The sequence below is a fragment of the Halomonas sp. 3D7M genome (assembly GCF_014897885.1).
Lineage (GTDB): Bacteria > Pseudomonadota > Gammaproteobacteria > Pseudomonadales > Halomonadaceae > Vreelandella.
Genome location: NZ_JABUZF010000080.1, coordinates 1 through 1425 on the forward strand (window position 1 = coordinate 1; position 1425 = coordinate 1425).

2 protein-coding genes are annotated in these 1425 nt (G+C 39.8%); both read right to left on the reverse strand.

Features of this window, described 5'->3' with window-relative positions:
• Nucleotides 1–136: 136 nt before the first annotated feature.
• Entirely contained in the window at nt 137–586 is a 450-nt protein-coding gene (locus INT22_RS02975) for a hypothetical protein (protein ID WP_193067656.1), read from the reverse strand.
• Between the two features lie 70 nt (nt 587–656).
• Nucleotides 657–1425 (reverse strand): hypothetical protein (locus INT22_RS02980; RefSeq protein ID WP_193067657.1); only part of this gene is annotated, 769 nt, incomplete at its 5' end.

Genomic DNA, 1425 nt, shown 5'->3' on the forward strand with positions numbered 1-1425 from the left:
TACGTCCTGGAATGAACGCTTACAGTGGGATGTAGGAAATCAAAACCGACACTAGCGGCGCTGGTGGTGTCGGTCTTCGGCCAAATGCGGATGTTGAGAAAATGTTGGTATAACGTTGTGATGAACGATGATCTTGTTAGATATTAATCATACTTAGCACCATCTCATAGTCACGGCTGAAATTAGAAAGGCAGTTCAAGTCATTTGCGAATTTTACCCTGAAGTCAGCAACCTCCTTGCTTTCAATTTCAAATGTTTTATGAAAATTGGATTCAGGAACAACAATTATTGGTGGTTGTTCATAACTTAGAAATTGGTCCGCCGTAATATCAATAATTAAACCAGAATACGAGAGCCATATATGAGTTCGTAACTCTTCTTTACTTCCACCATGAATACCGTGAACTCGATAGCTATCCTCATGTCCGTTGTCAGTGAGAAATGCTGCCAGTAATAGCGATGCGTCATCACAGCAGGCATGAGGAAAGTTTGTGCAGCCCAAACCTGTTTCAAATTCATTCTTAGGGACACTCACAATTGCATTTCTAAATGCTGTTGCGAGCTGAATAATTGGCTCAATTTCCATTTATGCTCCTTTGCCTAACGCCTTGAATAAGCCGTCGATTGGAGCGGTAGCGAAAAACGGTCGGCTTGAGTCATTCGTTAGCACTTTTATGAAACATAGTGACTACTGAAAAATCTGACTCGTATTTTACTTCTATTTTTTCTACAGCCGACACCAAATCCTCGTTTGATATAGCCGAATCTTTTTCTGAAACGATTTTTTGCTCGATAACAACATCTTCACTTATCAACCGAAACCTGCCGTTTTCTATTCCTTCAACCGTACCAGTCAAAACCAAAATCGCCCCAATAACATGGCTTCCAATTGGTGTTGTGACCAAGAATATACACGCTGTTGGTTTTAATGGATCGTAACCATCCCCGTCAACATCAAACTCGACTTTAAACACACTTGGAGCGGCTCCAGAAATGCTGTGCATTTGACATATCTGAGAACCATGTCGAGATATTTCTTCTAAAGATATATCAACAATATCATTGACTTCAAAATCGGAAAGAATACTAACAGCACATTCTAAAGACTGAAGCTCATCTGAAAAGTCAAACTCCTGTCCGGAGCACCCGACTTGAAGCTCAAGTTTAGGAAGGCTTTCGAATAAAAACTCAGCAAATAATTTCTTACCAGAAGAACCAAGCAGGTTTAGTAACTTAATAGCATCCCTAAACTTTTTAACTTCTAGCCGAATTCCTTCTCCTATTGAGAAAGAATAGCTTGCAGAGCCCGTATATGGATTAAAAGTCAGGTCAAAAAATTCACCCTCGACCCTCATCTTTTTTAAAGCATTCGGAACCATCGCATTAAATGGTGAGTTATATAGCTTAGCAATAAATGACAAACCA